A 26,763-nucleotide genomic window follows, 5' to 3' on the forward strand; every position below is an offset into this window, starting at 1 on the left:
GAGGAATGCGGATCCTGGTGGTTGACGACGAGGTGCGCCTGGCCGAAGGCGTGCGCCGCGGGCTCGAGGCCGAGGGCTTCGCGGTCGACGTCGCGCACAACGGCGTCGACGGACTCTGGCGTGCACGCGAGACGCGGTACGACGCGATCGTGCTCGACCTGATGATGCCGGGCATGAGCGGATGGAAGGTCTGCGAAGCACTGCGCGCCGAGGAGAACTGGACGCCCGTGCTGATGCTCACCGCGAAGGACGGCGAGTGGGACCAGGTCGAGGCACTCGAGACCGGGGCCGACGACTACGTCACCAAGCCGTTCTCGTTCGCGATCCTCGTCGCACGGCTCCGCGCCCTCGTGCGCCGTGGAGCCGTCGCCCGCCCGGCGATCCTGGAGGCGGGCGATCTGCGGCTCGACCCTGCCGCACATCGGGTCTGGCGCGGCGAGACCCCGGTGAGCCTCACCGCTCGGGAGTTCTCCGTGCTCGAGTACCTCATGCGTCATCGCGGGCAGGTGCTATCGAAGCGCGCCCTCATCGACGGCGTCTGGGACGACGACTTCGACGGCGACCCCAACATCGTCGAGGTCTACGTCGGGCACCTCCGCCGCAAACTCGACAAGCCGTTCGGTCGTGAGGCCATCGAGACCATCCGCGGTGCGGGCTATCGACTGGCGGCCGACGGTGGCTAACCGCAGCTGGCGCACGGTGCGCGGCAGGACCACACTCGGCGCCACCGTCGTCGTCGCCGTCGCACTGTTGATCGGCGCCTTCTCGTTCTACGGTGTGCTGAGCGCGAGCATCCACGGCAGCACCGAGCGCGCTGCGGAACAGCGGCTCAGCGAGCTCGCCGAACGTGCCGGCGGGCCGGGCGGCAAGGGGGTGGACGCTCTCGACGACGAGATCCTGCAGATCCTCGGTCCGGATGGGTCGGTACGCGCCGCGAGCGAGGAGGCTCGCGACAAGCTGGGGTCGACGCCGCTCCCCGCAGACGACGACCCGCAGACGACCACCGTCGACGGCGACACCGTCCTGGTGGTCTCGGAAGACATCGACGGCGATCAGACGCTCGTGCTCGCGGTCTCGATGGACGACGACGCAGAGACCCTAGCGACGGTCGCGACGCTGCTCGCCATCGCGGTCCCGTTGCTGCTGCTGCTCGTGGCCGTGACCACCTGGCTCGTCGTGGGCCGCGCGCTCCGACCGGTGGAGCGCATCCGTGAGGAAGTGGACGGCATCACCGCCGAGCGCCTTCACCAGCGCGTTCCCGTACCCGAGACAGCAGACGAGATCGCCGCACTCGCGACCACCATGAACGGCATGCTCGACCGGCTCGATGCATCTGCCACCGCGCAACGCCGATTCGTATCGGATGCCTCGCACGAGCTGCGCTCTCCCCTTGCGACCATCCGTCAGCACGCAGAGCTCGCCCAGGCCCACCCCGAGGTCACCAGCATCGGCGAGCTCGCAGAGGTCGTCTCGGAAGAGGGGCTCCGACTGCAGGGCATCGTCGAATCGCTGCTGCTTCTCGCCCGCCTCGACGAGGGTGCGAGCACGCTCGACGAGGCGGTCGACCTCGACGACATCGCGCTCGGCGAGGTGCGCCGACTCCGCGCGGCCGGGCTCGACGTCGACGGTACCGGCATCAGCGCCGCACGGGTGCACGGCGACCCGCGCCTGCTCGGCCAGCTGGTGCGCAACCTCGCAGACAATGCCGCCCGCCACAGTCGAGGTCGGGTGGCGATCGCGGTGATCCCCTCGGACGGATACGTGTTCGTCACGGTGGAAGACGACGGCGCCGGGGTACCCGCCGAGGAACGGGAGCGCATCTTCGAGCGATTCGTGCGCCTCGACGAGGCGCGCAGCCGCGACGCGGGCGGCAGCGGCCTCGGGCTCGCGATCGCGCGCGGAATCGCCGCCTCATCCGGCGGGTCTCTCACGGTCGACGACTCCCGATGGGGCGGCGCGCGGTTCGTCCTCACCCTCCCCCGCGGCGCCTGAGCGACGGGTTCCTGAAGAGTCCTTCAGGACGCTTCAGGGAGGCTTCAGCGCCCGCGGGAGAGCATCGAGTCATGGACGACAAGACACCCTCTCCCGACCAGACGCCCGAGAGCACGCCGGACGCGCCGACCGTGCCGGTGGCCCCGACTCCCGATGCCGCAGCGGCGCCGACGGCCCCTGCACCCCCGGCCGGGACGGCACCCGCGCCCGGCGCCGGCGAGCACCCGACGTTCCCGGCGGCCGAGCCGACCCCCGGTGCCACGGCATCATCCCCGACGGCCGGCCGCAAGCGCGCGCTCCTCATCGGGGGCGGCATCGCGGCAGCCGTGGTCCTCGCGGGCGGCGGCATCGCCATCGGCGCGGCGATCGGCGACGAGTTTGACGACGACGACCGCTCCTCGGTGTCGGACGGCCCCCGCCAGGACGACAGCGAAGATCACGGTCGTCCCGGTGACGGCCCCAGGGGCGACGACCGCGGCGACACCCCCTCGAACGGTCGTGGCCCGGTGACGGGCATCGGTTCCGCCTCCGCCGACGAGCTGATCGCGATCGCGGATGCCGCACGCGGCGCGGCCGACGGCGGCGTCACCTCGATCGACGCGAAGCGTGACGGCACCTGGGAGGTGCAGCTGAGCACAGCGGCGGGAGATGAGACCGAGATCCGCGTCGACAAGGAGCTCGCGGCGACCGTCGCCTCCACCGACGCGGCAGACGGCGACGACACCGGCCCGACGCTCACCCTCGACGACGAGACGATCCGCGCACTGGTCGCCGCCGCACTCGCCGAGGCCGAGGGCATGATCACCGACCTCGATGTCGACGGCGACGACGTGAGCCCCTACGACGCCTCGGTGCTCACTGCGGACAGCCGATCGATCGACATCGAGTTCGACGCCGACTTCGCGGTCGTCGGTACCGACATCGACTGAGTCGGTGCGGGCCGCGTCCTGTCGGGCGGACCCGAGACGCCCGGCATGATGGTGCCGCCGCTCCCACCGGGGCGGCGGCACCATCGCGTCCTGCGGTGGCGAAGCCGATCAGCACGCAAGTCCGATTAGCATTCAAGGATGACGAACTCCGACCCGATCGACGACATCTCCATCGGCGGTGAGGTGATCCGCCTCGGACAGTTCCTCAAGTTCGCCGGCCTGCTCGACTCGGGCGGCGACGCCAAAGAGGTCATCATCGACGGGTACGTGACCGTGAACGGCGAGATCGATCGACGCCGCGGACGACAGCTGCGCGACGGCGACCTCGTGTCGTTCGAGGGACGCACCGTCCGCGTCCGACCGTGACCTCGGCCCGCTGATCGCCGACCGGTCCGCGGCCGCAGTTCAGGCGGTCCGGTAGCGGAGGAACATCACCCCGCCGTTCGCGACCATTCCTCCGGGGAGGTCGAGTGGGCGGGGTGTGCGGTCCGCGAGGGAACGAACGGGACACCCCGCCCCGAGGGCCACGACTCCCCAGCCGTGCCCTCGTGCGCCGGCCGGCGGTTGCACCGCGCCGAGGAGGGCACGGGTCGAACACACTGCCGTTCGCCGACCGACGAGGTCTGAGGTCCGTCGTCGCGGCGTCCCGATCAGATGACCGGTGGAGGTGCGCTGCCTCCGCAGAGAAGACGTTGGATGCGCGGGACCATTACGCGCGACGGGCTTCGGTCAGGATACGGTGCCGGGTGGAGGGAGCACTTTTCGCGCGGTGACGATGATCAGCACCACGAGGAGGGCGACGATCGTGAGGTCGGCCGCGATGTACGCGTAGTGCGCCCCGTTGGTGCCCGGCGCCTCCGATCCCGCGATCACGAGGTCGCTGCGCCGGTTCAGCACGGGACGGATGAGTGCGACCTCGACGACGAAGACCAGCCAGATCCCGCCCAGGATCATGAGGGGCCCGCGTCCCGCCCGTGCTCGCACGCTCACGAACGTGAGCACCAGGAGCACGATGCCGGCGAGCACATTCAACGCGGTGAAGACGAGTCGTCCGATACCGAGTCCGATCGGGATCGTGACCCCCGGGGCGAGGAACTTCAACGGCGCCTCGAGGAACGAGATCGCGATGATCGCGCCGAGCAGGAACGCGGGCAGCAGCAGCAGCAGGGCCGTGGTCGTCCGTCCCGTCGTCGTCACGTGGTCCTCCTGTCTCGCCGGTCGATGGCGCCCCTCGACGCTACCTCCGCGCTGTCCGGGAGAGGTCAGCATCCACCGGGGAAAAGCCCTGTGCGCTGGTGACGACCTGTGCCCTGGTGAGAGACCTCTGCCGTCACAGCCACTCGATCACCTGCTCGATCAGGATGCCGACGCCGATGACCGTCATCGCGATGCCGGCGATCCGGGTGACGACGGAGCTCGCGCGGGGCCTCGTCCGCAGCAGTCGGCGAGCGAGCAGCCCGACGGTCGTGTACACGACCGCGATGTTGAGCAGATGCAGGCCACCGAGCGCGAGCATCTGCGTCGTTGACGGCCAGCCGTCGGGGCTCGTGAACTGCGGCAGCAGGGCGAGCAGGAGCAGGAGGCCCTTCGGGTTGATGCCGCTCACGCCGGAGCCGCGCAGGAACTGCGCCCATCCGCCCGTGGCGATCGGCTCGCCGCTCTCGGCGATCGGCGCCGGGCGGCTGGCGAGCGTCGTCGCCCCGAGGAAGATCAGGTAGAGCGCGCCGACCACCGTCAGCGTCGTGAGGGTGACGGGATACGTGGTGACCAGCGCGCCGAGGCCGAGCGCGACGGCGACGATCACGACGGTGTAACCCGCGATCATCCCGAGGATCGATGGCGCGATCGAGCGAGCACGCGGGCCGGCGGAGATCGCATAGGCCCAATCAGCGCCCGGCGTCAGCGCGAGCATGACGGCGACCACCCAGAACTGCATGACCAGCGCGATATCCATCGGTTCTCCTCGATTCGAGGAAGAGACTACGAAGGATCATGCGAAAGGTGCTTCGATTCTTCGGGCGACTGACGGCTTCACCTGCAAGAATTGTCACCATGGACGCACTTGACCGGGAGATCCTCTCGCTACTGCAGGACGACGGTCGGATGAGTGCCACGAATCTCGCCGCGCAGGTCGGGTTGAGCCTCTCCGCCTGCCATCGCCGACTCAAAGAGCTGGAGCAGTCCGGAGCGATCGAACGCTACCGGGCGGTGGTCGCCCCGGCAGCCGTCGGCCTCACCTTCGAAGCCATCGTCTTCGTGACGATCGGGCGTACCGACAAGGACACGATCGTCGCGTTCGAGGAAGCCGTCGTCTCGATCCCCGCCGTCGTCGAGGCGCAGCGCCTGTTCGGCGACCCCGACTACATGCTGCGCATCCTCACGCGTGACATGGGTTCGTACCAGGAGCTCTACGACAACACCCTCGGAGCCCTGCCGGGCGTGCAGCGATTGACGTCGACGATGGTGATGAAGCGACTCGGCGCGGACCGCGCAGTGCCGATCCCCTGAGCGCGGCTCGAAGGTGCCGGACGTTCTCAGAGGAGATGCTGACGGATGCGCTCCACGAGCTCTCCGGCCGTGCCATCCACCGTCACCGTGATCCCGTCCTCGTCCGCCCCGAGCGGCTCCAACGTCTGCAACTGCGACGCCAGCAGCGCGGGTGGCATGAAGTGACCGCGGCGCGCAGTCGCCTGCTCCGTGACCCGCTCCTTCGGTGCGTCGAGGTGCACGAACACCGTGTCAGGGGCCGATGCGCGCAGCCGATCGCGGTATCTCCGCTTCAACGCCGAGCACGCGATGACGACCCCGGGGTCCGCGGCGAGCGCCACCCCGACCCGGTCGAGCCACGGCCACCGGTCATCGTCGTCGAGCGGGACCCCGGCTGCCATCTTCGCGATGTTCGCCGGCCCGTGCAGGTCATCCGCATCGATGAACGCGACACCGATCCGGCGGGCGAGCTCCTGACCGACCGTGGTCTTGCCCACCCCGGAAACCCCCATGACGACGATCGACCGAGGCTCGGTGCTCACCAGTCGTGCACCGTTCCATCCGCCAGCCGGTTGTACGGCAGATAGGCGCGCTCATACGGGTACTTGCCGGCCGCGTCGACGTCGAGCTCGACGCCCAGGCCCGGCTTGTCGCCGGGGTGCAGCAGTCCGCCATGCCAGGTGAAGGACTGCCGGAACACCTGGTCGGTACGCGAGCCGTGCTGCATGTACTCCTGGATGCCGAAGTTGTGGATCGAGAGGCCGAGGTGCATCGCCGCCGCCATGCCGACCGGCGAGATGTCCGTGGGCCCGTGCATGCCGGATTTGATCTGGTGCATCGCGGCGTAGTCGAGCGTCTTCTTCAAGGGGCTGATACCGCCCATGTGGGTCACGGCCCCGCGCACGTAGTCGATGAGCTGGTCGCGGATGATGTCCTTGAAATCCCAGACGGTGTTGAAGATCTCGCCGATCGCGAGGGGCGTGGTCGTGTGCTGGCGCACGAGTCGCAGCGCCTCCTGGTTCTCGGCGGGGGTGCAGTCCTCGAGCCAGAACAGGTCGTACGGCTCGAGCGCCTTGCCGAGCTTCGCCGCCTGGATCGGCGTCATCCGGTGGTGGCCGTCGTGCAGCAGCGGGATATCGGGGCCGAACTCGTTGCGCACCGCCTCGAAGACGCCCGGCAGGTGGTTCAGGTAGGCGCGGGTATCCCAGTCCTCTTCGACGGGCTTCGCGCCTCGGCGGGCGGGCTCGTGGTCGTAACGGGCCTCGCCTCCTCCGGTGTCCGCGGCCTGAGAGGCGATGCCGTAGATGGCCTTGAGCCCGGGAACACCGGTCTGGATCCGGATCGCCCGATACCCCTGGTCGAGGTGCGCGCGCACGGAGTCGAACAGTTCCGGCAGCTCCTTGCCCGACGCGTGACCGTAGGCGAGGAGGCCGGAGCGCGATGCCCCGCCCAGCAGCTGGTAGACCGGCATCCCCGCCTTCTTGCCCTTGATGTCCCACAGCGCCATGTCGACCGCGGCGACGGCGGCCATCGTGACGGGTCCCCTGCGCCAGTACGCGCTCCGGTAGAGGAACTGCCAGGTGTCTTCGATGCGATCCTCGTCGGCACCGATCAGCAGCGGGACGACGTGCTCGGTGAGATACGCGACGACCGCGAGCTCGCGCCCATTGAGGGTGGCGTCACCGAGACCGGAGAGGCCGTCGGCCGTCGTGAGCTTGAGGGTGACGAAGTTCCGGTCCGGGCTGGTGACGATGACCTCAGCCTTGTCGATGCTCATGCGAGGGTCCCTTCGGGAGTGAGGTGGTCGATGACGGTGCGTGCGCGGTCAGCCGCGGGCACGGCGGAGATGGTGCGGGCGATCACGGCCGTCGCGGGGTCGGTCGGGTCGAGTTCGACGAGGGAGCGGATCCAGCTCTCCACGGCATGCAACTGCGCGTCGTCGGCGGCATCGCCGGCCTCTCGGCGTCTCCGCAGGGGAGCGACGAGGCGCAGCGCCACCTTGATCGGACTGTCCCGACGGATCTGGTCGAGCCGATGGGCGATGCGCGGATTCGAGAAGCGGAGGCGCAGATCGTCGAGCCATCCGTCGAGCTCCGCGACCGGCAGGTCGACCGCGGTGCGCTGCGCAGCCCACAGCGCCTCGGTGTCGGCGCGCAGGTCGGCATCGCCGAACGCCTCTGCGATCGTGTCGTAGCCCCGCAACCGCCCTGCCGCGGCGAGGAAGGTGTGCCCGGCGTTGAGCAGATAGAGCTTGCGCGCTTCGTACGGCCCGACATCGGCGACGAATCGCGCGCCGGCCCGCGCCCAGTCCGGAGAACCCCCGGGGAACTCGCCCGCGAGGATCCATTCCGCGAACGGTTCGGTGACCACCGCGGACGGATCGTCGAGGCCGGTGAGCTTCCGCACGGCGTCGATGTCGGCAGGCGTCACGGCAGGGGTGATCCGGTCCACCACCGTGTCGACGAACGACGCGATGTCCGAGATTCGCGCAGCCTGGGAGCCGGCGGCCTTGCGCACCGCGTCGCTCAGCACCCGGCCGTTCTGCGCCAGGTTGTCGCAGCTCACGACCGCGATGGGTCCTGCACCGGCATCCGCCCGAGCGACGAGACCTTCGGCGATGCGCCGCGGAACCCCGGAACCGGCCGAGTACCCCGCCTCGGTGACCGTCACGGTCAGAACCGCGACCCGAGGATCGGCGAGAGTGTCGAGCCAGGCCCGCTCATCCGATCCGGGTACCGCCCGCACGATCGACTGCACGGTCGTCGCCCGGTCTCCCTCGGCGGAACGCTCCAGCACCGTGTACACGCCGTCGTTGCGCGACAGCAGCTCTGCGGCCTCCGGGGCACGCCCGGTGAAAGCGGCGATGCCCCAGCCGTCGTCTGCGGCTGCACGCTCGTTCGCCTGCTGGGTGTACCAGGCCTGGTGAGCCCGATGGAAGGCACCGAGACCCAGATGAGCGGCACGGAGCGGGGGATGCTGCGTGCGCGCAGGCCCGGTCACGATCCGATGCCGGCGGCGCCGGCAGACGCGCGGAGGAAGGCGAGGTCGTCGGTCAGGCGTTCCGCCAGCGGAGCATCCGTCGAGAAGTCCTCCAGCGTCACCCAGCCGTCGTAGCCGACCTCGGCCAGAGCGCGGAAGTAGTCCGGCACACTCGCGATGCCCTCGCGAAGCGGAGCCCATGCCGACTCCCAGCGCACGTCGCCGTCGAGACCGGTCTGCCCGGTGCGCTGCCAGACCGCGTTCTTCACATGCACGTGCGCGAGGTACTCCCCCAGCAGCTGCAGGCCGGCGCGAGTGTCCTCCTGCCCTTCGATCACGAGGTTGCCGAGGTCGTGGATCACACCGATGGTGCGCGGGTCGATGCCGTCGACCAGGCGGAGGGCAGCCGACGCCGACGCCGAGATCGTCTGATGGTGCAGCTCGACGAGCACCTTCACGCCGAGCGCCCCCGCCTCGCGGGAAGCCCATTCGAGGTCGTCCCTGGTCTGCGCGAACACCGTGCGATAGTCCTGGGTGTCGTTGAAGGGGATGCGCACGCGCACCTGACGCGCACCGAGTTCTGCGGTGGCCCTGAGCGTCCGCAGCACATCGTCGCGGTCGGGCGCGAGCGCATAGCCGCCGATGCCGCTGAACTCCAACCCGGCCTCGCGGGTGATGCGGGCGATCTCGGCGACCGACCCCTCGAGCCCGGTGAGCGGCCAGGTCGCGCGATTCCCGGCCCAGAATCCGGGCGGGTCGGCCTCGTCCTGGTCGGTGATGCGCCACTCGATGCCGTCGTAGCCGATCGCGGCGATGCGGCGAGCCGCCTCTGCCGGCTCCCAGTCGGGGGTCGCCGCGGTGAACACCGAGAACTTCATGCGATGCCTCCCGTCCGTACGTCGGCATCGTCGACGGTGCCGTCGATCAGGTCGGCGACGCGTACCGCGGAGCCGGTGGTCGCCGACACGTAGATGCCGCGCACCACGGCGAGCGCCAGCAGCGCCTCGGGTACGCCGACGCGCGAGGCTCTCCCCTCACGGATGCTCTCGACGATGTCGGCGTACTGGCGGGCGTGCCCCTCGGCGAACGCCTGCGGGTCACGGTCGTCGCCCAGTCGATGCCCCTCCGGCACCCAGTCGACGCTGCGGTCGGCGGTGTCGCCGTCCACCCACAACCGCGCGAGCTGGTCGTTCTCGATGATGCCGGTCCCCTGCGCGCCGTGCACGGCCAGCCGCACCGGCTGCTCGGGGAAGGCGGCCGTCGTGGCGTGCAGCACAGCGAGCGCGCCCGACTCGAAGCGCACCGTGACGACCGCCACGTCTTCGACCTCGACCCGCTCATGCGCGAGCAACGCGGTGTGGGCGAACACGTCGACGGGTGTGCCGAGGAACCACAGCAGCAGGTCGACGGTGTGCACACCCTGGTTCATCACGGCGCCTCCGCCGTCGAGCTCCCAGGTGCCCCGCCAGGCGCCGGAGTCGTAGTACTCCTGCGAGCGCCACCAGGGCACAGAGGCCACCGCACTCGTGATCCGCCCCAGGCGTCCGGTGTGGGCGGCCTCAGCGACGGCCACCGCGCCCGGGTCGAAGCGGTGCTGACTGATCACCGAGATCCGGATGCCGCGCGCCTCGGCGTCCCGTGCGATCGAGGCCAGCCGGCGACCACGTTCCATCGACACGTCGAGGGGCTTCTCGAGCACGACGTGCATCCCCCGCGCGACCGCCCGCTCGGCGAGTTCGACATGGGAACCGCTCGGGGTGCAGATGACGACCACATCGATGTCGTCGGGGATCGACTCGATATCGGCGTGCGTGGATGGGCGCTCTCCGCCCAGTTCTTCGACGATGAGGTCGGCCAGCCGATCGGTCGCGGTCGGCACTTCGTCGACGACCGCGACGATGCGCAGGCCAGGGGTGGCCGCGATCGCTCTGGCGTGGTTGACGCCGATGATGCCGCATCCGACGATGGCGACGTCGAGGATTCCGTCGGTCATGAGAGGGTGACTCCGATCTCGTCTGTGAGTGTGCGCAGGGCTCGGCCGGCACGACCGAAGGCCTCAGGCCCCGAGAAGCCGCCGAGCGCGTTGACGTCGGTGAGGTGGGGTTCGAGCGAGGCGAACCCCGCATAGCCGTCGTCGCGCAGGGCCGTGAGGGTCTCGCGAAGTTCGCCGTCGCCGTCACCCACCGGGACGACCTCACCCGTCGCGGCGAGAGCGTCCTTCAGCTGCAGATACTCGAGGTGCGGCCGCAGCTTGGCGTAGCCGTCGGTGAACGGCCGGACGCCGACCTGGACGAAGTTGGCGTTGTCCCAGGCGACGCGCAGCCGGTCGGAGCCGACCGACTCGATCACATCGAGCACGCGCGAGGGGATGTCGCCGTAGATGTCCTTCTCGTTCTCGTGCACGAGGGTGACCCCGGCCGCTTCGGCGGTACGGGCGAGCGCCGCCATCCGCACGAGCACCTCGTCGCGGATGTCGTCCGCCGAGAGGTGCTCGGCTCGGAAGAACGAGAAGATGCGGATGTAGGGGGCCTCCAGCACCTCGGCCGCCCGGATCGCCCGTTGCAGCCGACCGACCTCGTGCTCGACGGGCAGGGACACATCGACTTTTCCGACCGGCGAGGCGACGGCCGAGACCGCCATGCCGCGCTCGCGCACCACGGCCGCGAGCTGCGCGAGCTGCGACTCGTCGAGATCGACGACGTTCACCCCCCACGCGCTGCGCACCTCGATGTGCCGCGCGCCGAGCGCCTGGAGCACGGCGATCTGCACGGCCGGGTCCGGATCGATCTCGTCACCGAATCCTGAGAGCTTCCACGGGGTCATTTCACTCCTCCTGCGGTGAGACCGCCTACGAGATAACGCTGGAACACGAGGTACAGCACGACGACGGGAATGGCGCAGATGAGCGAGGCCGCCATCATCTGCCCGTACAAGGGCACCGCCCCTGTCTCCTGAGTCGCACCGAAGATCTGCAGTGCCACCGCGGCGGTACGGCTGTCGCGGTTGGTCATGACCGAGGCGAACAGCACGTCGTTCCATCCCTGCAGGAACGCGAAGATCGCGGAGACCACGATCCCCGGCCAGCTCAGCGGCAGCACGATGCGTGTGAGGACACGGAAGTTGGAGGCGCCGTCCATGCGGGCCGCCTCTTCGAGCTCGCGCGGAAGCCCGCGGATGTACGTCACCATCACCCAGGTCGAGAACGGCAGCGCGAAGGTGAGGTAGGTGACGAACACCGACCAGTGCGTGCCGATGGTGGGGATGCGCAGCACCGACGACAGGGTGGAGAACATCACGAACACCGGCAGCAGCATGAGCGTGCCCGGAACCGACTGCAGACCGAGCAGCCCCCGAAGGATGGTGACGCGTCCGATGAAGGTGAACCGCACCAGCACCCACGCCATCGAGACGGCGACGGCCGCGCAGACGACGGCGACAGCCCCGCAGATCAGGAGGCTGTTGGCGAGGCCCCCTGCGAGATCGACGCTGCGCCAGACCTTGATGTAGTTGTCGAGGCGCAGCTCGGTCGGCCAGTATGCGCCGCCCGCGACCGCGACATCCGCATTGATCGAGGCGAACAGCATGTACGAGACAGGCCCGAACACGAGCAGGCACAGGACGATGTTCGCGGCAGCCAGAAGCGGGCGCGGCAGCAGCCGATCCACCTGGCTGTGACCGCCGGGGCGGCTCCGGCGCGGGTTGACCTGCGCGATCGTGGTGGTGGCGCTCATCGCTTCGCGTCCTCTCCGGTGTCCAGGCGCACGGCGCGCAGGTAGATGAACAGGGGGATCGCGACGATCGCGAGCGAGGCCACCGCCATGGCCGCCGAGAGGCCGAACCGGAAGCTCTGGAACGCCGTGACGTAGGTGAGGACCGGCAGCACCTCGACATCGACCGGCGCCGGTATCCCGAAGAGCACGAACGGCATCGTGAAGGCGTTGATGCTGTGCAGGAAGGTGAGGATGAATGCCAGCAGGATCGATCCGCGCAGATACGGGAGGATGACCTTGCGCAGCTTGATGCCCCACCCCGCGCCGTCGAGCGCCGCGGCCTCGTGCACCTCCGCATCCACCGCCTGCAGTCCGGCCAGCGTCAACAGGTACACGAACGGCCAGCTCACCCAGAGCTGCGCGATGACCAGGGTCCAATAGCTCTGCGGCCCGTTGAGCCACAGCCCCGGGTCGACCCCGAACACGCCGAATGCCTCGTCGACCACTCCTTCGGGCTGGAACATCGCCCGAAAGACCGTGGCCACCACGAAGGCGGGGAGGATGTACGGGATCAGGTAGACGGAGCGCACCAGCCCGCGACCGCGGAAGGCGTTCTGCGTGGCCAGCGCCGCCGTGACTCCGATCGGGATCGCCGCCACCGACACGATCAGCGCATAGCTGACGCTCAGCCCGATCCCGCGCAGCAGCGGCGAGGAGGAGAACGCCTCGACGAAGTTGCCCAATCCGACGAACGGCGCCTGCAGCCACTGCCGGATCGTGTACTGGTCCAGGTCGAGCATCGAGATCCAGAAGGCCAGCAGCAGCGGCACCAGGATCAGCAGTGTCATCAGCACCCCGCCGGGCAGCAGCATCCACAGCGGGCGGGGCCGCTCGCTCGGCGGGGTGTCGTCGGTCCGTTTCCGACGCGTGTCGGTGGCGATCGCCATGTGCGTGTCCTCGCGTCGCTACTTGGACTTGTCGAGCGCCGACTGCGCGCTCGCCTGAGCCTCGGCGATCGATGCGGCGATCGCGCTCTGGCTGAGCGATCCCCCCTGCAGGGCGGGCAGCGATTGGACGACCACGTTGGTCAGGGCGAGCTGCGTGTCCCCCCAGGCGCCCGTGAACGGGGTGGCCACCGACTGCGAGGCGGCCTGCACGTTGGCGCTCAGATCGGGGTTGTCCTTCTCGACCTGCGCGGCAGCTTCCACGCCGGTGGGCAGCTCTCCGAAGGTGTCGAAGTAGTCGAGCTGCGACTCGGTGCTGGTGAGCATCTCGATGAACGCGAAGGCGAGGTCCTGGTTCGGCGAGTACTGGGCGACGACGAGGTTGTCGCCGGAGAGGATGCTGGCTGCCTCCTTGCCGCCCTTCGGAAGTTCGGTCTCCCCCGGCGGGATGGTCGGCAGGAGCGCGTAAGAGTAGGAGTCCGCGACGGGCGAGCCCGCGAACGTGGGCTTGGAGTTGGCGGAGGTCATCGGCAGGAAGCCGGCCTTTCCGTCGGCGAAGGCGGCGACGGCCTGCGCGTTCTTCCACCCGACCGATGCCGGGTCGACGAGCCCGTCCTGGTACCAGCCGAAGTAGGTGTCGTAGGCGGCAACCACGGCCGGGTCGTCGATCTCCGCCTTCTTGGCGTCGACGTCGATCAGCGGGTTGCCCGCCTGCACACTCATACCCCAGACGAACTTCCAGGGGTCAAAGCTGTCGGCGTAGCCGATCGCGAGACCGTGCACATCCCCTGATTCGATCTTCGCGGCCGCAGCCGTCAGCTCATCCCAGGTCGTCGGCGGCTCCTCGATGCCGGCGGCGGCAAGCAGCTCGGTGTTGTAGGCCATCACGAAGGGACGACTCACGAACGGGATGGCGATCTCGTCGTCCTCGCTCGGGCCGGAGATACCCAGGGTGGATGGCACGAAGCGGTCACGGCCCCCGACCTTGTCCCAGTCGGCATCGGTGAGCTTCACGAAGGCTCCCGTGGCGTAGGCGGTCGGTGTGAAGGTGGTGCCGAGACCGTAGACGTCGGGGCCCTGTCCGGAGAGCACGGAGGTCTGGATCTTCGTGAGCTCGTCGTTGGCGCTGGCGAAGGTCTCGAACTCGACGGTGGCTCCGGTCTTCTCCTCGAATGCATCGGAGACCTTCCCGAACCATTCCTTCTGCTGCTCGGGGTAGAGGCCGTTCGCGGCCATCATCACGGTGAGCGTCTGGCCTGTCCCATCGACAGCGCCACCGGTGCCGCCGTCATCCGTACCAGCGCCGGATCCCGAGCATGCGGTCAGTGCGATCGCTGCTGCGGCCATCGCCCCGAGGGCGATCAGGGGTCGAGACTTCATTGAACTCTCCTTCGAGACAGTGAGTGGACGTGACTGCGTCTTCGCCAAGGTAGGCAAGCATGGCAATTGTTAGCAATCCATTGCCAGTAATTGCCATCCTGTGATTCTGTTGCCGCATGTCGTCTCCCACACCCCCTCCGCATCGGCCGACGCTCGCCGATGTGGCCGATGCCGCCGGCGTCGCGATCTCCACGGCCTCGCGCGCACTCGCCGTCCCCGGTCGCGGGAACCCCGACACCCGCGAGCGCATCATCCGCATCGCGAAGGACCTCGGTTACACCCCCGTCACCGCGTCGAACGCCTCGGCGACACCATCGACCCGCATGGTCGCCGTGCTCGTATCCGACGTCACCAACCCGTTCTACTTCGGCATCATCCGCGGCACCCAGCAGGCCCTGCGGGTGGCGGGCTACTCGCAGATCCTCGTGCATACCGAGGAGTCGCCCGAGATGGAGGAGAGCACGCTCGAAGAGCTGCGCAGCTCTTACGACGGGGCGATCCTCACCGCGTCCCGCCTGTCCGACGAGCGGCTCGCCGAGCTCAGCGCCGAGCTTCCTCTGGTCGCGCTGAACCGGGCGGTACCAGGGGTGCCGTCGGTGTTCATCGACACACCGCTCGGGTTCGACCAGGCGGTCGAGCACCTCGCCTCGCTCGGCCATCGACGCATTTGCTACGTGGCCGGTCCCCCCACCAGCTGGGCGAGCAACCTCCGCTGGCGTGCCGTGGCGGCCGCGTGCGAGCGCCTCGGGATCGAGCACACGAAGGTGGGCCCGTACCAGCCGCGCACGAAGGCGGGCGCGGCCGCGGCGGATGCTGCGCTGAACACCGGCGCCACCGCGTGCGTGGCTTTCAACGACCTCCTCGCGATCGGCATGCTCATCCGGCTCAAGGAACGAGGCGTGCGTGTTCCGGAGGACATGAGCATCGTCGGCTGCGACGACATCTTCGGCGCCGACTTCTGCAACCCGCCGCTGACCACCCTCACCGCTCCGGTCGAACAGGCCGCACGGCTGTCGGTATCGATGCTGCTCGATCGACTGCAGAGCGAGCGCATCGGCGCGAGCGCACTCACCCGCCGCCACATCGCGGCGCTGCCGACCCATCTGACCGTGCGGGAGTCGACCGGCTCCGCACCGCGCCGTACCCCTGGAGGAGAATCATGAGCAGAGAACTCAGCCCGCACGTCGACCGACTCCTCCCCGCCGATCCCGGCGTGCGAGAGCTCGCCAGGAGGCTGTACGACGCCGTCGCCGCGGCGCCGATCCTCTCCCCGCACGGCCATGTCGATGCTGCATTGCTCGCCGACGACAAGCCCTTCCCAGACCCTGCGACACTGCTGATCACGCCCGACCACTACGTGCTGCGTCTGCTCCACGCAGTCGGCGTGCCCCTCGACGCGCTGGGCCGGGGAGCCGCGCCCGCTGATCCGCAGGAGGTATGGCGGGCGTTCTGCGCGAACTGGGACGTCTTCCTCGGAACCCCGGTGCGCTACTGGTTCGAGACCTCGCTGTCCGAGGTGTTCGGGGTGACGGAGCAGCCGAGTGCGGGCAACGCCGACGAGCTCTACGCGCACATCGACTCGCAGCTGCGCACCGCCGAGTTCCACCCACGTGCGTTGTTCGAGCGCTTCCGCATCGCGGTGCTCGCCACGACCGACGACCCCGCCGACGACCTCGCAGCTCACGCACGACTGCGCGACGATCCGTCCTTCCACGGGCATGTGCTCCCGACATTCCGTGCCGACCGTTACATGGACCCATCGGCTGCGGGCTGGACGATCGCGATCGCGGAGCTGTCGGAAGCTGCCGGCACCGATGCCGGGAACTACGCCGGGCTGCTCGAGGCCCTGCGCCGCCGCCGCGCCGCGTTCCGGGCAGCGGGCGGCACAGCGACCGACACCGGGGTGCTCGATGCCGGATCGCAGCCGCTCACGAGTGCCGATGCGGAGCGCATCCATGCCGCGGGGCTCCGGAGCGAAGTCACGGCGGAAGACGCGACGGCGTACCGCCGCAACATGCTCTACCGGCTGGCCGAGATGTCGTCCGAAGACGGACTCGTGATGCAGCTGCACCCCGGCGTCATCCGCAACCACCACCGTGACACGCTCGCGCGGTTCGGCCCAGACAGCGGGCACGATCTGCCGGACGTCGCCGCCTTCACGCGGCCGCTCACCCCGATCCTCAACGACTTCGGCACGAACGAGACGTTCCGGATGGTGCTGTTCACGGTCGACGAGACAGCGTTCAGCCGTGAGATCGGACCACTCGCGGGCTTCTATCCGTCCGTCTACGCCGGTGCGCCGTGGTGGTTCCTCGACACCCCCGACGCCATTTCGCGCTACCGGCGATCGGTGACCGACAGTGCCGGGTTCACCAAGACCAGCGGATTCGTCGACGACACCAGGGCCTTCTGCTCGATCCCCGCGCGCCACGACATGTCCCGACGACTCGACGCCGGCTACCTGGCGGCACTCGTCTCCGAGCACCGGCTCACCGAAGAACAGGCCTTCGCATTGGCGCACCGTTTCGTGGACGACATCCCGAGGACGACGTTCCGCCTGCCCGGGGGTACCGCCTCAGCTTCATGACGTGGACGCCTTCGTCACCCTGCGGACGACGTACTCGACGACGTCGCCCTCCGGGATCGCGCGGGGCCGGAAGCGCACACCGGTCGACGCCCGTGGAACCATGCGATCGACGCGGAAGATGCGCCAGTCGTCACGATCGAGATCCCACGCGAGCAGGTACCAGACCGACCCCCAGCTCACCAGGCGCTGCGGTTCGGTGTGCCGCTTCTCTTCGTCTCCGCCGGGTTTCGTGTAGCCGAAGCGAAGCCGTTCATGGGCACGGACGGCCGCGGCGACCGTGCTGAGCGCCGCGAGGTCGAGCGGGGGTTCGGCCCCAGGAACCACACTCGTCGCCTCACGGATCGCGTCGACGCGACGGCGCAGTCGCGAGGGCATGACCTGCTCGAGTTTCGCGAGGGCGGTGAGCGAGGTCTCTTCGACGCCGAGCCGCCAGGTGGCGGCCACCCCCAGCCCGACGGCGACCGCGACCGCCTCGTCGTCGTCGAGCAGCAACGGAGGCATCGCGGTTCCGGCGGCCAGGCGGTATCCGCCCGCGACGCCGGGGCGCGCATCCACCGGATAACCGAGCGAGCGGAGCTTGCCGATGTCGGCGCGCACGGTCCTCGTGCTCACACCCAGTCGGTCGGCGAGTGCGGAACTCGTCCAGTCGCGTCTGAGCTGAAGCAATGACAGCAGTTCCAGCAGACGGGCCGAGGTCTCGAGCATGTCTGATCCTCTCAGCAAATGCGGAAGCTGGTCTTCCGCATTGCCTGAGAGCGTCAACAGCATGACACAGAACACCTCCCTCAGCCCTTTCCGCATCGACATCCCGCAGGATGCCATCGATGACCTGCACGATCGTCTGACCCGCACGCGCTGGCCGCTCCCCGTTCCCGGACGTGACGATCGCACCGACTTCAGCCGCGGGATCCCGCTTCCTTACCTGCAGGAGCTCGCGGATCACTGGCGCGATGGATTCGACTGGCGGGCGCAGGAGAGGGCCCTCAACGCGCATGAGCAGTTCACGACGGTCGTCGACGGTCAGACGTTCCATGTGCTCCATGTGCGCTCGGCGAACCCGGCAGCCACGCCTCTGCTTCTCAGCGACAGCTGGCCGGCGTCGTTCATCGAGTACCAGCGACTGATCCCGCTGCTGACGGACGACTTCCACGTGGTCATCCCGTCCCTGCCCGGACTGGGGTTCTCGAACCCGCTCTCCGGCACCGGGTGGGATCTGGCTCGAACCGCCGACGCCTACACCGAGATCATGACGCGCTTCGGCTACGACCGGTTCGCGGCGCACGGCACGGACGTCGGCACCGGCATCATCGGCAGACTGGCCGCGCTGCACCCGGAGCACGTCATCGGCACGCACTTCGCCAGCGACCGCGTGTGGCTCGGACTGGTCGGCACCATGTTCCCCGCCCCCGATGGTCTGTCCGAGGAAGAGCTCGCCCAGCTCGAGGCCGCACATGCTGCGAGCGCTGCGGAACGCGGCTACATCGGCATGCACAACCATCGACCCGACACGGTCGGACCGGCCCTCACCGACTCGCCCGTCGGCCAGCTCGCGTGGATCGTGGAGAAGTTCAAGCGCAGGATCGACGGCGGGTACGGGGCGCCGGATGTCGACCGCGACCAGCTCCTGACGAACGTGAGTCTCTACTGGTTCACCCGCAGCGGTGCTTCAGTCGCGCAGTTCTTCTACGAGTCGGAGCACGCCCAGCTGGACTTCGTCATGCCCTCCGGGGTGCGCGCCGGCTGGGCCGTCTTCGACGCGCATCCCCTGATCCGGCGCACGATGGATCCCGCCGGTGCGATCGACCACTGGAGCGAGTTCGCCGAGGGTGGGCACTTCCCGGCGATGGAGGAGCCGGAGCTGCTGGCCGACGACATCCGCAGGTTCTTCCGCGGTCTCGCCTGATCCGCTCAGGCACCGTGCGCATCGATCAGATCGCGACCGCGCTGATCGATGCGTGCGGGCGCCTTCTCTCCTGCACCCTGGTCTCGCTGTCGAGCACCGAGAAGCCGGCGCGCTCGAGCTGGTTCGACATACCCTGCACCGACCAGTAGTGCGCCGTCGTGACGGCGTGCGGGAAAGGCTGCCCGTCCGCCCCGTCGAAGAAGCCGACCAGCAGATGTCCGCCCTCACGGGTCCCGCGGCGAGCGGCCTCGAGCAGATGCGGAAGCCCATCCGGAGTCGCGTGGATCAGCGAGTACCAAGCCAGCACGCCGCCCAAGGAACCGAGCGGGATGTCGGTATCGGCCAGAGACGCCGTCCGATACGAGATGTGGGGGAATCGCGCCGAGGCGCCGGCGATGAAGTCCGGCACCAGGTCGATGCCCTCGGCATCGGCACCGCGCTCGACGAGGAACGCCGTCCAGTGTCCAGGACCACACCCCACGTCGAGGATGCGTCCGTCGACGCCGTCCGCCCAGCGACCGATGCGCTCCCGGTCGACGTCATCCATCTGCGCGATGTCGCCGAACAACTCCGTGTACTCGACCGCACGCGCCGCATACCCGTCGCGCACGCGCGCATCCTCCGTCTCCTGCTGAGCCATGGCCCTCCCCGCTCTCGCGATGATCGGACTCCACGCTATCGAGGTCTCGCCCGCAGATGGATGTAACACCTGTTACAGTTTCGTGTGTGACGAAATCGGATGGCTGGCTCGTGCTCCTGGTGCAGGTACCCGCATCACCCTCGCGGCATCGCGTCGCGGTCTGGCGCGAGCTGCGTCATTTCGGTGCGGTACCCGCAGGGCAGGGTACCTGGGTCACGCCAGATGTGCCTGCGTGCGTCGAGGGGGTCGACCGGGCGCTGGCGCTCGCACAGCGCGGCAACGGCGACATCCTCGTGCTACGCACCCAGGCCGACGGCGGTGACACCGCCGCACTTCGGAAGCTCTTCGACGCCGCGAGAGCAGACGACTGGGCGGAGTTCGTCGCCGACTGCGCGAAGTACCGCGCCGAGATCGCGCGTGAGATCGAGAAGAAGAAGTTCACGCTGGCCGAGCTCGAAGAGGAGGAGCAGAGCCTCGACCGACTGCAGCGCTGGCACCGCACGATCCGCGCCCGCGACGTGTTCGACTCCGCCTCGTCCAAGGACGCCGACCGCGAGTTGGCCGCGTGCGTTCAGGATCTCGCCCGGTTCGCCGACCTCGTCTACCAGGCCGTCCACGCGTGAGCCTGCCGACCGCCGCCGCACCGGCGACCCGCCAGGTCGCACCGCTGTATGCAGCCGGCTTCGTGACGGCGTTCGGCGCCCACAGCATCGCCGCAGGCATCGGGGCGACCGGCGGGGACATCGGTCTCGACCTCCTGCGTCTGGGGGCGCTTCTGGCGATCTACGACCTCGCCGAGGTGTTCCTCAAACCCGTCTTCGGCTCGCTGTCCGACCGGATCGGCGCCAAGCCGGTGATCGTGTTCGGGCTTCTGGCCTTCGGCGTCGCATCGCTCGTCGGGGTGTGGTCGTCGAGCACGGCAGCCCTCGCGATCGCACGTCTCGGGCAGGGCGCCGCAGCCTCAGCGTTCTCGCCCGCTTCCTCGGCGACGGTCGCACGGCTCGCGGCCCCGGGCGCGAAGGGGCGATACTTCGGCAGATACGGATCCTGGAAGGGCCTCGGCTACACACTGGGTCCTCTCCTAGGCGCCGCACTGATCTTCCTGGGCGGCTTCCCCCTCCTCTTCACGTGCCTGAGCGCGCTCGCCGTCCTCACCGCGATCTGGGTGGCGATCTCCCTGCCCCGACTCGAGCCGCTGCCTCGACCCCGGTACACGGTCGCCGACCTGGTCCGTCAGACGACGGAGCGGGGCTTCCTCATCCCGACGCTCGTGCTCGCCGCGTCCACCGGCGCGCTCGGTGCGGCGATCGGCTTCCTCCCCGCTCTCGCCAGCAGTGAAGGTGCTCCCCTCTTCGCGAGCATCGCGATCGCCTCGGTTCTGGCGCTGAGCTCGGCACTCACCCAGCCCTGGGCGGGCAGGCTCCGCGACAGCGGCCGCTTGAGCGATCGGACCGCGATGACACTCGGCCTCGCGGTGATCACGGCCGGCATCCTGGTCGCCGCGTTCGTCCCCGTGCTCCCGTGTCTCTACGTCGCCGCCGCCCTGCTCGGCATCGGGATCGGCGTCTCGACGCCTTTCGCCTTCGCGCATCTCGCCGAGACGACACCACCCGAACGGATGGGGCGCACGATGGGCACGGCCGAACTCGGCCGCGAGCTCGGCGATGCCGGTGGGCCGCTGCTGGTCGGAGCCGTCGCGGTGGCGGCGACGCTTCCCTGGGGTCTCGCGGCACTCGCGGTCGTGGTCGCCGCTTCGGGAGCGACCACCCGGGTCCTGCCGCGATCACCGGGAGGAGAGCGGGCTGAGAGCGACACCTGATGCACTTTCGTCGCCGACGCAGGCCGCCCGATGGAACCGGATCTCCGTGCCGGACGAATACCTAGTGTGAGCAACGACAACGACATCATCCGCGAATCGCTCGAGGCCGCGGAACGGTTCTCCGAGATCTTCGAGCGACATATCGGCGCCGTCTCGGCCTACGTCGCCCGCCGCGTCGGACCGGCTGCGAGCGATGACATCGTGAGCGAGACGTTCCTGATCGCGTTCCGCAAGCGGAGGCGCTACGACTTGACGCGGAGTTCCGCGCTGCCCTGGCTGATGGGCATCGCGACGAATGTCCTCGGACAGCACCGAAGGGCCCAGGCGCAACACTGGCGCGCGCTGCAGGCGTCCGTCGGTCAGCACGACCAGGTGGCTGCCGACGATCACGACCGCTCCTCCTCGCAGCTCGATGCAGCAGGCGAGATCGAGCGCCTCTACCCCCGCATCGCCGCGCTGACGGCCCGTGACCGCGAGGTGCTCTTCCTGCACGCCTGGGGCGATCTTACATACGAGCAGATCGCCGCGGCGCTCGCGATCCCGGTCGGTACCGTGCGTTCACGCCTCAGCCGCATCCGGGCGAAGCTCGCCGCTCCTCCCCCGCCGTCGCCGGCTCCACCTCACCGGCCGCGCGCGGCGACCACCCACATTCGACTTGCCGAGAAAGAGACCATCCATGGACATCCTTGACACGGTGCGGGAGATGAAGCCCACCTACCCCACATCGCCGCAGGCGCCTCGCCGCGCCCTCCACCAGGCGATCGCGCAGTCGCGACGTCGCCGCCCACTCGGACGGATCATCGGGATCTCCCTCGCGGGCACGGCGGTCGCCGCGGTCGCCGTCGCCGCCTCCGTACTCATCCCGCCGGGAGTCGTCGGCCAACCGCCGGCCGCCTCGGCATCGACCTATCTCAACGAGACCGCGGCCTCCATCCGATCGGCTGCCGCGCAGCCGGTCCAGGTGACCATGGCGACCAGACACCTGCGCCTCGTCGGTGGTCGGAATGAGCAGTCCCCTCCGTTCGGCAGCTTCAGGACGGATGCCACGGGTGCCGTCGTCACCGAATCGGCTGTGACGTATCTCCATGCGGCGGACGGAAGCTCGTCGCAGACGTCGCACACCGAGTTGCACGCCACCGAGACCTACGGCGACGCCACGGCCGTCCACCGCGCCTGGACTTCGTACTACGGGTCATCCTTCCCCATCGGCGCGGAGCCCCTCACGGTGCGCGATGTCGACGTCGACGCCCCTCCCATCGGGGAACTCCCGGTGTCGACCACCGACTTCCCGTCGGACCCCGCGGCCTTCCTCGCCGCATGGACGACCGGCATGGAGGATCAACTGATCGCTGCCAAAGCAGAAGCGGCGAGGATGCCCATGGACGGCGAACCGGAGTCGAACGGACTGTACGCGAGCATCGAGGAACGGCTCGACATCCCCGCCGCGGAGCATATGCTCAACGAACTCGGACATTCAGTGCCCATCCTCTCCGCCTCCCCGGAGTATCGCGCGACGTTCCTGGAGGCACTCGCCCTGGCAGACGGGATGGCCGTTGAGAACGACGCCTCCGCCGACAAGATCCTGGTGTACGAGACCGACGACGCCCGCTTCCGCCTGACGGTCAATCCCCCGACCGGCTCCATCCTCCGGATCGAGAAGTTCCTGCTCCGGGTTCCCCCCGGTCCCGGGAACGTGTCCATCGAAGACACCACTCCCGTCGAGGTCGGCTCCGCATCCTTCCTCCCGAAGGAGATTCCGGATTTCGCGGTGACCTTCACGACGGAACCGGTGGGCTGAGCCCGGCACTCCGCAGTGCGCCTCCGCATCCTCTCGGGTGCGGAGGCGCAGTGTCGCCGGGCTCAGTCCGCCGCCGGCACCGCCGCGATCACCCGGATCTCCCTCGTCGCGGCATCACCGAGGATGCGCAGCGCCTCCTGATAGGCCTCGGAATGGTACGCCGCCACCGCAGCCTCGAGATCCGGGAACTCGATGATCGTCGTGCGCAACGCCGACTCGCCTTCCAGCACTGCGAGAGGCGCACCCCGCGCGAGGAACCTGCCGCCCCCGGCCCGCATCGCGGGACCTGCGCGCTCGACGTACCGCGCAAGCGTCTCGTGATCTCGAATGCTCGTGAACGTGTTCACCCAATAGACAGTCACCGTGATGCTCTCCCGTCGATCTCGGAGAATCCATCCTGAGCGACCGGCGTATGTCCGACCAGGCCGAGAACCGCCGACGATCGACTCGATCCTGCCGATTCCGCTCGAACGCGGGCTCGGCGCCGACTCGGTGTTCGTGCGGGCCAGGACCGGGCTGACCGCTACCGGAGCAGCATCAACGACTACTCTCCGTCGCCAGCGCGCGATCGGCGGATCGGCCGGAGAACTCTTCGGACGATCCCCACCACGACTGCTCCCACGACGCCGCCCACCGTGTTCCAGACGATGTCCTGCACATCGGGAACGCGACCGGGTATCGAGGCCTGTACGTGTTCGATCGCGAACGACGTACCGAACACCAGCACGGGCGCGAGTATCCAGAGGCGCCTGCTGAGCGCGAGCGCCACTGCGGCTCCGAGCGGCACGAAGAGCAGAGCATTGAGAATGCTCTCCAGCTGGAGATAGCTCATCGGTTCGACCAGCGGCGCGGCGAAGACGTGGGCGAAGTCCATGAAGAGCGCGCGGGCAGGACCCGCGAATCGGCGCGGTGTCAGTGTGACGGCGACGACCGCCAACGCTGCGAGACCCGCGACGAGCAGCCGGGGACCGGAGGATGCGCGAGGGCGAGCAGAGGGGTTCATACGTCCACCCCACCGCATCCGATGTTGCGTGAGCGTATGCGTTTCGGTCGGCAACCTTCAGAGGTGGAACGCGATCAGCGCCGGAATCCCCGGGTCAGTGTAGGTTCGCGGACGAGATGGCAAAGAATGCCCGCTTTTCCCAGGCAGTTGGCGGTGATTGTCGGTAATAATTTCCGCGCGAAATGGCGGATCCCTAGACCTGCGGTCGACCAGCTGGTCTATGTATCGGCCTACGCGACTGCTCACCCCCCGAGATCGTGCCATGGCGCGGTCGCCGCGCGCTGCGGCTCTGCGGGAAGCCTCAGGTCTCAGTGGCTGATGCCAGTAAGAGATGCTCTCGGCAGCCGTATCACCACGGTGTAATCCACATAACGAGCGCTCGGCAGAATCACTTCTTTTTTCTCGCGCGCCGGCGTCGGGTCGACTCGCTCGGCCGACGGCTTCGCCACTCCGCTAGAGATTCGTCGACTAGCCGAACATGTCCCTGGTAGCCCAGAGCCAACCCGATTGCACGGCTTTCATTGAGATACTTGAGCGCGCGGGCATGCTCGGCTGGCTGGTCGGTGAGTACCTGGCCGAGTGAATGAAGCACCTTGGCGCGACCCCACTGGTCGCCCGCTTCCGACAAGAGTTGAAGGCTCGACTCCAACAAGCTAGCGGCCTGCAAGGCTGACTTTGGTCGTTGTTTCGCTATGCACAGCGCCATCGAATGCGTGACCTGCGCCTGATGCCACTTATCCCCGCGCTTCACGGCGTTGTTCAGACTCTTCTTGAAAAGGACTCTCGAAGCCTGTTGGGCATTCAAGTCTCCGCGCTGACAATCCCAATGCGCCACGAGGTGCTGGGCAATCGCAACCTCACGCGAGCCATCGTCGTTGCCCATGAAAGCCCGAAGAAGCTCAATGCCCTCGGCCTGTCGGTGCGACCGGTAATAGGTCATAGCTCGGAGGAACAATAAGTCCGGGGAATCCGCCTCAATGAGACCACGCTCGGCCTGTTCATCGGCAAGACGAAGGCCCTGCACGTTAGCCGCGAGGACATCGAGCTCCGCCACCTCCCGATAGCGATGGACTCCCTCAGACGGATCGAGCTCGGTCGAGTGGTACGCGAACCCAGGCCCTGTCGCGAGATATGCGGGTAGCCCCTCCATCGCTGAACCAGCCAACTCAAGATAGTGACGGTTCACCGCCCGCCAGAGCTCTGGGTATTGCGGAGCCTTCTCGAGAACACGTCGCCGCAACCCGGGCTCGATTTGCCACTCATGCGCCGCGCGCGAGATAAACCCGAACATCGTGAGCGGCAGAAGCACATCGGTCGAAAACCCGAATGCCTGAAGAGCCCGCTGTGCGAACGCGTCCGTCTGGGAACTCGCAGCTGCGAGAACGATGAGCTCAGGCTTAGATTCGATCTCGGTAGCGGACATCACCTGTCACCCCTCGTCCGGAAGGCGAGCCGTGCCATTGCAGAGTACACCTGACTTACGTCCGTGCTTGTCTCAAGCACCCCGCGCGCCAGCACTTCGCCATCGTGGAGGTTCTCTTCCCACCCGAGACTTACAGCCAGCTCTGCGAACTCATCCGTGACATCGTCCAGAGTGGCCGGAAGGAGGACCGAGTCACTCGCGATTGGGGGCAGCGACTGCGTGTCTGTCTTCATCATCGATGGCGAGTACTGGAAGATCATCTTCGCTCCGAGCTCGGACATCTGACGCAGGATCGGCTCCCACAAGCTGAAGTAGAAAACCTTGCGGAGCGAGTAATCCATGTCGTGGCAGTTGGTGAACACCACGACGAGATCAGCAAAACGGCGACCGCCGTCAATCTCAGCCTGCGTCAACTCTAAGAGCGTCGCGAACTCCTCGGACTCGCTCATGCTGCCAACGTTGACAGTCACGTTGCTTATATTTACGTCGCCGAACAGCGAACGAACGTCGCTAGCTACGGACACTGAAATCGCGTTGTTGGGTGGCCGAAGCGGCCGATCCCGGCCGACCGAGCGGAGGATCGTACGGAACGCCGCGAGCGGACTCCCTGTCAACTGATTGTGGGGATCGATCACCACCGTGAGCAGGCCCCGCGGTGCGGCTTGTGCGTGAGCAGTCAGCGCACCAACGAACGCGGAGGGCATGCACTCCACGCCACCCCGAACGTGAAGCACACCCCCTGGACCGTCAAGAAACCCAACGACAGCATCCAACTCCGAGGACCAATTGAGGTGAGTCACGCTCAACTGCGCTCGTCCCGAACCTTTGAGATGTCAACATCGGCTTTGGAGCGAACATCGGATGCGACCTCGGATGATTCCGTTGCGCTTCCACGGGTCGTAGATGTCACATCTTCAATCCGGACGCTTCCGCCAGCGCGAATCCCGGATGCTACGCGGTGACTCGCAGGGTCACGTCGACGAAGGATCAGGAACGCCACGCCAGCAACAAGTACACCCGCGACGATCCCCGAAGCGACTGGCCACGGCAACGGGAGGAGGTTGAGCCACTCAGTGAGTGCCCACACAATAAGCGCCGTGGCGACACCGAGTGCCGCAGTCCCCAAGTGGTTCCGCATTTCGTCATGCTAGCGCGGACGCAGCTGCGAG

29 protein-coding genes are annotated in these 26,763 nt (G+C 68.2%); 12 read left to right on the forward strand and 17 right to left on the reverse strand.

Features of this window, described 5'->3' with window-relative positions:
- Positions 1–5 precede the first annotated feature (5 nt).
- The 4 genes from ABRP18_RS17580 (at position 6) to ABRP18_RS17595 (ending at position 3,287) form a co-directional block, all read left to right on the forward strand.
- Positions 6–683 (forward strand): response regulator transcription factor, encoded by a 678-nt coding sequence (locus ABRP18_RS17580; protein WP_141368180.1) that lies wholly within the window; start codon positions 6–8, stop codon positions 681–683.
- Positions 676–1,992 (forward strand): HAMP domain-containing sensor histidine kinase, encoded by a 1,317-nt coding sequence (locus ABRP18_RS17585; protein ID WP_349885141.1) that lies wholly within the window; start codon positions 676–678, stop codon positions 1,990–1,992. Before ABRP18_RS17580 ends, ABRP18_RS17585 begins: the two co-directional genes overlap by 8 nt.
- A 71-nt stretch (positions 1,993–2,063) precedes the next feature.
- Positions 2,064–2,921: a hypothetical protein gene (locus ABRP18_RS17590; protein WP_349885142.1), complete on the forward strand. Its 858-nt coding sequence runs from the start codon at positions 2,064–2,066 to the stop codon at positions 2,919–2,921.
- Between the two features lie 138 nt (positions 2,922–3,059).
- The gene (locus tag ABRP18_RS17595) at positions 3,060–3,287 is read left to right on the forward strand and encodes an RNA-binding S4 domain-containing protein (protein WP_017829834.1); all 228 of its coding nucleotides are present in this window, start codon (positions 3,060–3,062) and stop codon (positions 3,285–3,287) included.
- Positions 3,288–3,650: 363 nt separating this feature from the next.
- On the opposite strand, the gene ABRP18_RS17600 is transcribed toward ABRP18_RS17595, so the two are convergent.
- Together ABRP18_RS17600 and ABRP18_RS17605 are read right to left on the reverse strand one after the other, a co-directional pair.
- Positions 3,651–4,118, reverse strand: coding sequence for a hypothetical protein (locus ABRP18_RS17600; RefSeq protein WP_349885143.1), 468 nt, complete (start codon positions 4,116–4,118; stop codon positions 3,651–3,653).
- Positions 4,119–4,251: 133 nt separating this feature from the next.
- Positions 4,252–4,875, reverse strand: coding sequence for a LysE family translocator (locus ABRP18_RS17605; protein ID WP_349885144.1), 624 nt, complete (start codon positions 4,873–4,875; stop codon positions 4,252–4,254).
- Between the two features lie 98 nt (positions 4,876–4,973).
- Here ABRP18_RS17605 and ABRP18_RS17610 point away from each other — a divergent pair, with 98 nt between their 5' ends.
- On the forward strand, positions 4,974–5,429 hold the full coding sequence (locus tag ABRP18_RS17610; RefSeq protein ID WP_061018488.1) for an Lrp/AsnC family transcriptional regulator: 456 nt from the start codon (positions 4,974–4,976) through the stop codon (positions 5,427–5,429).
- 26 nt (positions 5,430–5,455) lie between these two features.
- On the opposite strand, the gene ABRP18_RS17615 is transcribed toward ABRP18_RS17610, so the two are convergent.
- The 9 genes from ABRP18_RS17615 to ABRP18_RS17655 are packed head-to-tail and all read right to left on the reverse strand — an operon-like array spanning position 5,456 to position 14,421.
- Complete coding sequence (locus tag ABRP18_RS17615; RefSeq protein WP_349885146.1) at positions 5,456–5,950, reverse strand: gluconokinase; 495 nt, start codon at positions 5,948–5,950, stop codon at positions 5,456–5,458.
- Positions 5,947–7,185 carry a D-mannonate dehydratase ManD gene (gene manD, locus ABRP18_RS17620; protein ID WP_349885148.1) on the reverse strand — a complete coding sequence of 413 codons (1,239 nt, stop codon included), beginning with the start codon at positions 7,183–7,185 and terminating at the stop codon, positions 5,947–5,949. The genes ABRP18_RS17615 and manD overlap by 4 nt, the downstream gene beginning before the upstream one ends.
- Complete coding sequence (locus ABRP18_RS17625; protein ID WP_349885149.1) at positions 7,182–8,408, reverse strand: mannitol dehydrogenase family protein; 1,227 nt, start codon at positions 8,406–8,408, stop codon at positions 7,182–7,184. Before ABRP18_RS17625 ends, manD begins: the two co-directional genes overlap by 4 nt.
- Entirely contained in the window at positions 8,405–9,265 is an 861-nt protein-coding gene (locus ABRP18_RS17630) for a sugar phosphate isomerase/epimerase family protein (RefSeq protein ID WP_349885151.1), read from the reverse strand. The genes ABRP18_RS17625 and ABRP18_RS17630 overlap by 4 nt, the downstream gene beginning before the upstream one ends.
- The gene (locus tag ABRP18_RS17635; RefSeq protein ID WP_349885153.1) at positions 9,262–10,380 is read right to left on the reverse strand and encodes a Gfo/Idh/MocA family oxidoreductase; all 1,119 of its coding nucleotides are present in this window, start codon (positions 10,378–10,380) and stop codon (positions 9,262–9,264) included. Before ABRP18_RS17635 ends, ABRP18_RS17630 begins: the two co-directional genes overlap by 4 nt.
- A complete protein-coding gene (locus ABRP18_RS17640; RefSeq protein WP_349885154.1) occupies positions 10,377–11,210 on the reverse strand; it encodes a TIM barrel protein in 834 nt (277 codons plus the stop codon). The genes ABRP18_RS17635 and ABRP18_RS17640 overlap by 4 nt, the downstream gene beginning before the upstream one ends.
- Positions 11,207–12,118, reverse strand: a complete 912-nt coding sequence (locus ABRP18_RS17645) for a carbohydrate ABC transporter permease (protein ID WP_113680562.1) — start codon at positions 12,116–12,118, stop codon at positions 11,207–11,209. The genes ABRP18_RS17640 and ABRP18_RS17645 overlap by 4 nt, the downstream gene beginning before the upstream one ends.
- Positions 12,115–13,044 (reverse strand): carbohydrate ABC transporter permease, encoded by a 930-nt coding sequence (locus ABRP18_RS17650; protein ID WP_046748543.1) that lies wholly within the window; start codon positions 13,042–13,044, stop codon positions 12,115–12,117. Before ABRP18_RS17650 ends, ABRP18_RS17645 begins: the two co-directional genes overlap by 4 nt.
- Before the next feature lie 18 nt (positions 13,045–13,062).
- Positions 13,063–14,421: an extracellular solute-binding protein gene (locus ABRP18_RS17655; RefSeq protein ID WP_113680563.1), complete on the reverse strand. Its 1,359-nt coding sequence runs from the start codon at positions 14,419–14,421 to the stop codon at positions 13,063–13,065.
- A gap of 116 nt (positions 14,422–14,537) precedes the next feature.
- On the opposite strand from ABRP18_RS17655, the gene ABRP18_RS17660 reads away from it, so the two are divergent.
- Together ABRP18_RS17660 and uxaC are read left to right on the forward strand one after the other, a co-directional pair.
- Entirely contained in the window at positions 14,538–15,584 is a 1,047-nt protein-coding gene (locus ABRP18_RS17660; protein WP_349885157.1) for a LacI family DNA-binding transcriptional regulator, read from the forward strand.
- Positions 15,581–17,008 carry a glucuronate isomerase gene (gene uxaC / locus ABRP18_RS17665; RefSeq protein WP_179515691.1) on the forward strand — a complete coding sequence of 476 codons (1,428 nt, stop codon included), beginning with the start codon at positions 15,581–15,583 and terminating at the stop codon, positions 17,006–17,008. Before ABRP18_RS17660 ends, uxaC begins: the two co-directional genes overlap by 4 nt.
- Here the strand turns inward: uxaC and ABRP18_RS17670 are convergent.
- On the reverse strand, positions 17,003–17,713 hold the full coding sequence (locus tag ABRP18_RS17670) for a YafY family protein (protein WP_208644282.1): 711 nt from the start codon (positions 17,711–17,713) through the stop codon (positions 17,003–17,005). The genes uxaC and ABRP18_RS17670 overlap by 6 nt on opposite strands.
- Before the next feature lie 61 nt (positions 17,714–17,774).
- On the opposite strand from ABRP18_RS17670, the gene ABRP18_RS17675 reads away from it, so the two are divergent.
- A complete protein-coding gene (locus tag ABRP18_RS17675) occupies positions 17,775–18,911 on the forward strand; it encodes an epoxide hydrolase family protein (RefSeq protein ID WP_349885158.1) in 1,137 nt (378 codons plus the stop codon).
- A 25-nt stretch (positions 18,912–18,936) separates the two neighbouring features.
- Here the strand turns inward: ABRP18_RS17675 and ABRP18_RS17680 are convergent, their stop codons facing one another.
- Entirely contained in the window at positions 18,937–19,551 is a 615-nt protein-coding gene (locus ABRP18_RS17680) for a trans-aconitate 2-methyltransferase (protein WP_113680564.1), read from the reverse strand.
- A gap of 86 nt (positions 19,552–19,637) precedes the next feature.
- Here ABRP18_RS17680 and ABRP18_RS17685 point away from each other — a divergent pair, with 86 nt between their 5' ends.
- From ABRP18_RS17685 to ABRP18_RS17700, 4 genes are all read left to right on the forward strand, one after another.
- Entirely contained in the window at positions 19,638–20,174 is a 537-nt protein-coding gene (locus tag ABRP18_RS17685) for a Chromate resistance protein ChrB (RefSeq protein ID WP_258546275.1), read from the forward strand.
- Positions 20,171–21,370, forward strand: coding sequence for an MFS transporter (locus ABRP18_RS17690; protein ID WP_113680566.1), 1,200 nt, complete (start codon positions 20,171–20,173; stop codon positions 21,368–21,370). Before ABRP18_RS17685 ends, ABRP18_RS17690 begins: the two co-directional genes overlap by 4 nt.
- Positions 21,371–21,436: 66 nt before the next feature.
- Complete coding sequence (locus ABRP18_RS17695) at positions 21,437–22,060, forward strand: RNA polymerase sigma factor (protein WP_170224083.1); 624 nt, start codon at positions 21,437–21,439, stop codon at positions 22,058–22,060.
- On the forward strand, positions 22,047–23,168 hold the full coding sequence (locus ABRP18_RS17700; RefSeq protein WP_058631943.1) for a hypothetical protein: 1,122 nt from the start codon (positions 22,047–22,049) through the stop codon (positions 23,166–23,168). The genes ABRP18_RS17695 and ABRP18_RS17700 overlap by 14 nt, the downstream gene beginning before the upstream one ends.
- A gap of 62 nt (positions 23,169–23,230) precedes the next feature.
- Here ABRP18_RS17700 and ABRP18_RS17705 read toward each other — a convergent pair whose 3' ends face one another.
- The 4 genes from ABRP18_RS17705 to ABRP18_RS17720 all read right to left on the reverse strand — a co-directional run bounded on the left by ABRP18_RS17705 (position 23,231) and on the right by ABRP18_RS17720 (position 26,043).
- Positions 23,231–23,530 carry a DUF1330 domain-containing protein gene (locus tag ABRP18_RS17705; protein ID WP_046748534.1) on the reverse strand — a complete coding sequence of 100 codons (300 nt, stop codon included), beginning with the start codon at positions 23,528–23,530 and terminating at the stop codon, positions 23,231–23,233.
- A gap of 182 nt (positions 23,531–23,712) precedes the next feature.
- Entirely contained in the window at positions 23,713–24,171 is a 459-nt protein-coding gene (locus ABRP18_RS17710; protein ID WP_349885159.1) for a VanZ family protein, read from the reverse strand.
- Positions 24,172–24,559: 388 nt separating this feature from the next.
- Positions 24,560–25,597 (reverse strand): hypothetical protein, encoded by a 1,038-nt coding sequence (locus ABRP18_RS17715; RefSeq protein WP_218867966.1) that lies wholly within the window; start codon positions 25,595–25,597, stop codon positions 24,560–24,562.
- On the reverse strand, positions 25,594–26,043 hold the full coding sequence (locus ABRP18_RS17720; protein WP_147251141.1) for a hypothetical protein: 450 nt from the start codon (positions 26,041–26,043) through the stop codon (positions 25,594–25,596). Before ABRP18_RS17720 ends, ABRP18_RS17715 begins: the two co-directional genes overlap by 4 nt.
- Positions 26,044–26,763 lie beyond the last annotated feature (720 nt).

It is taken from the genome of Microbacterium sp. WHRI 7836 (assembly GCF_040223885.2).
Lineage (GTDB): Bacteria > Actinomycetota > Actinomycetes > Actinomycetales > Microbacteriaceae > Microbacterium > Microbacterium oxydans.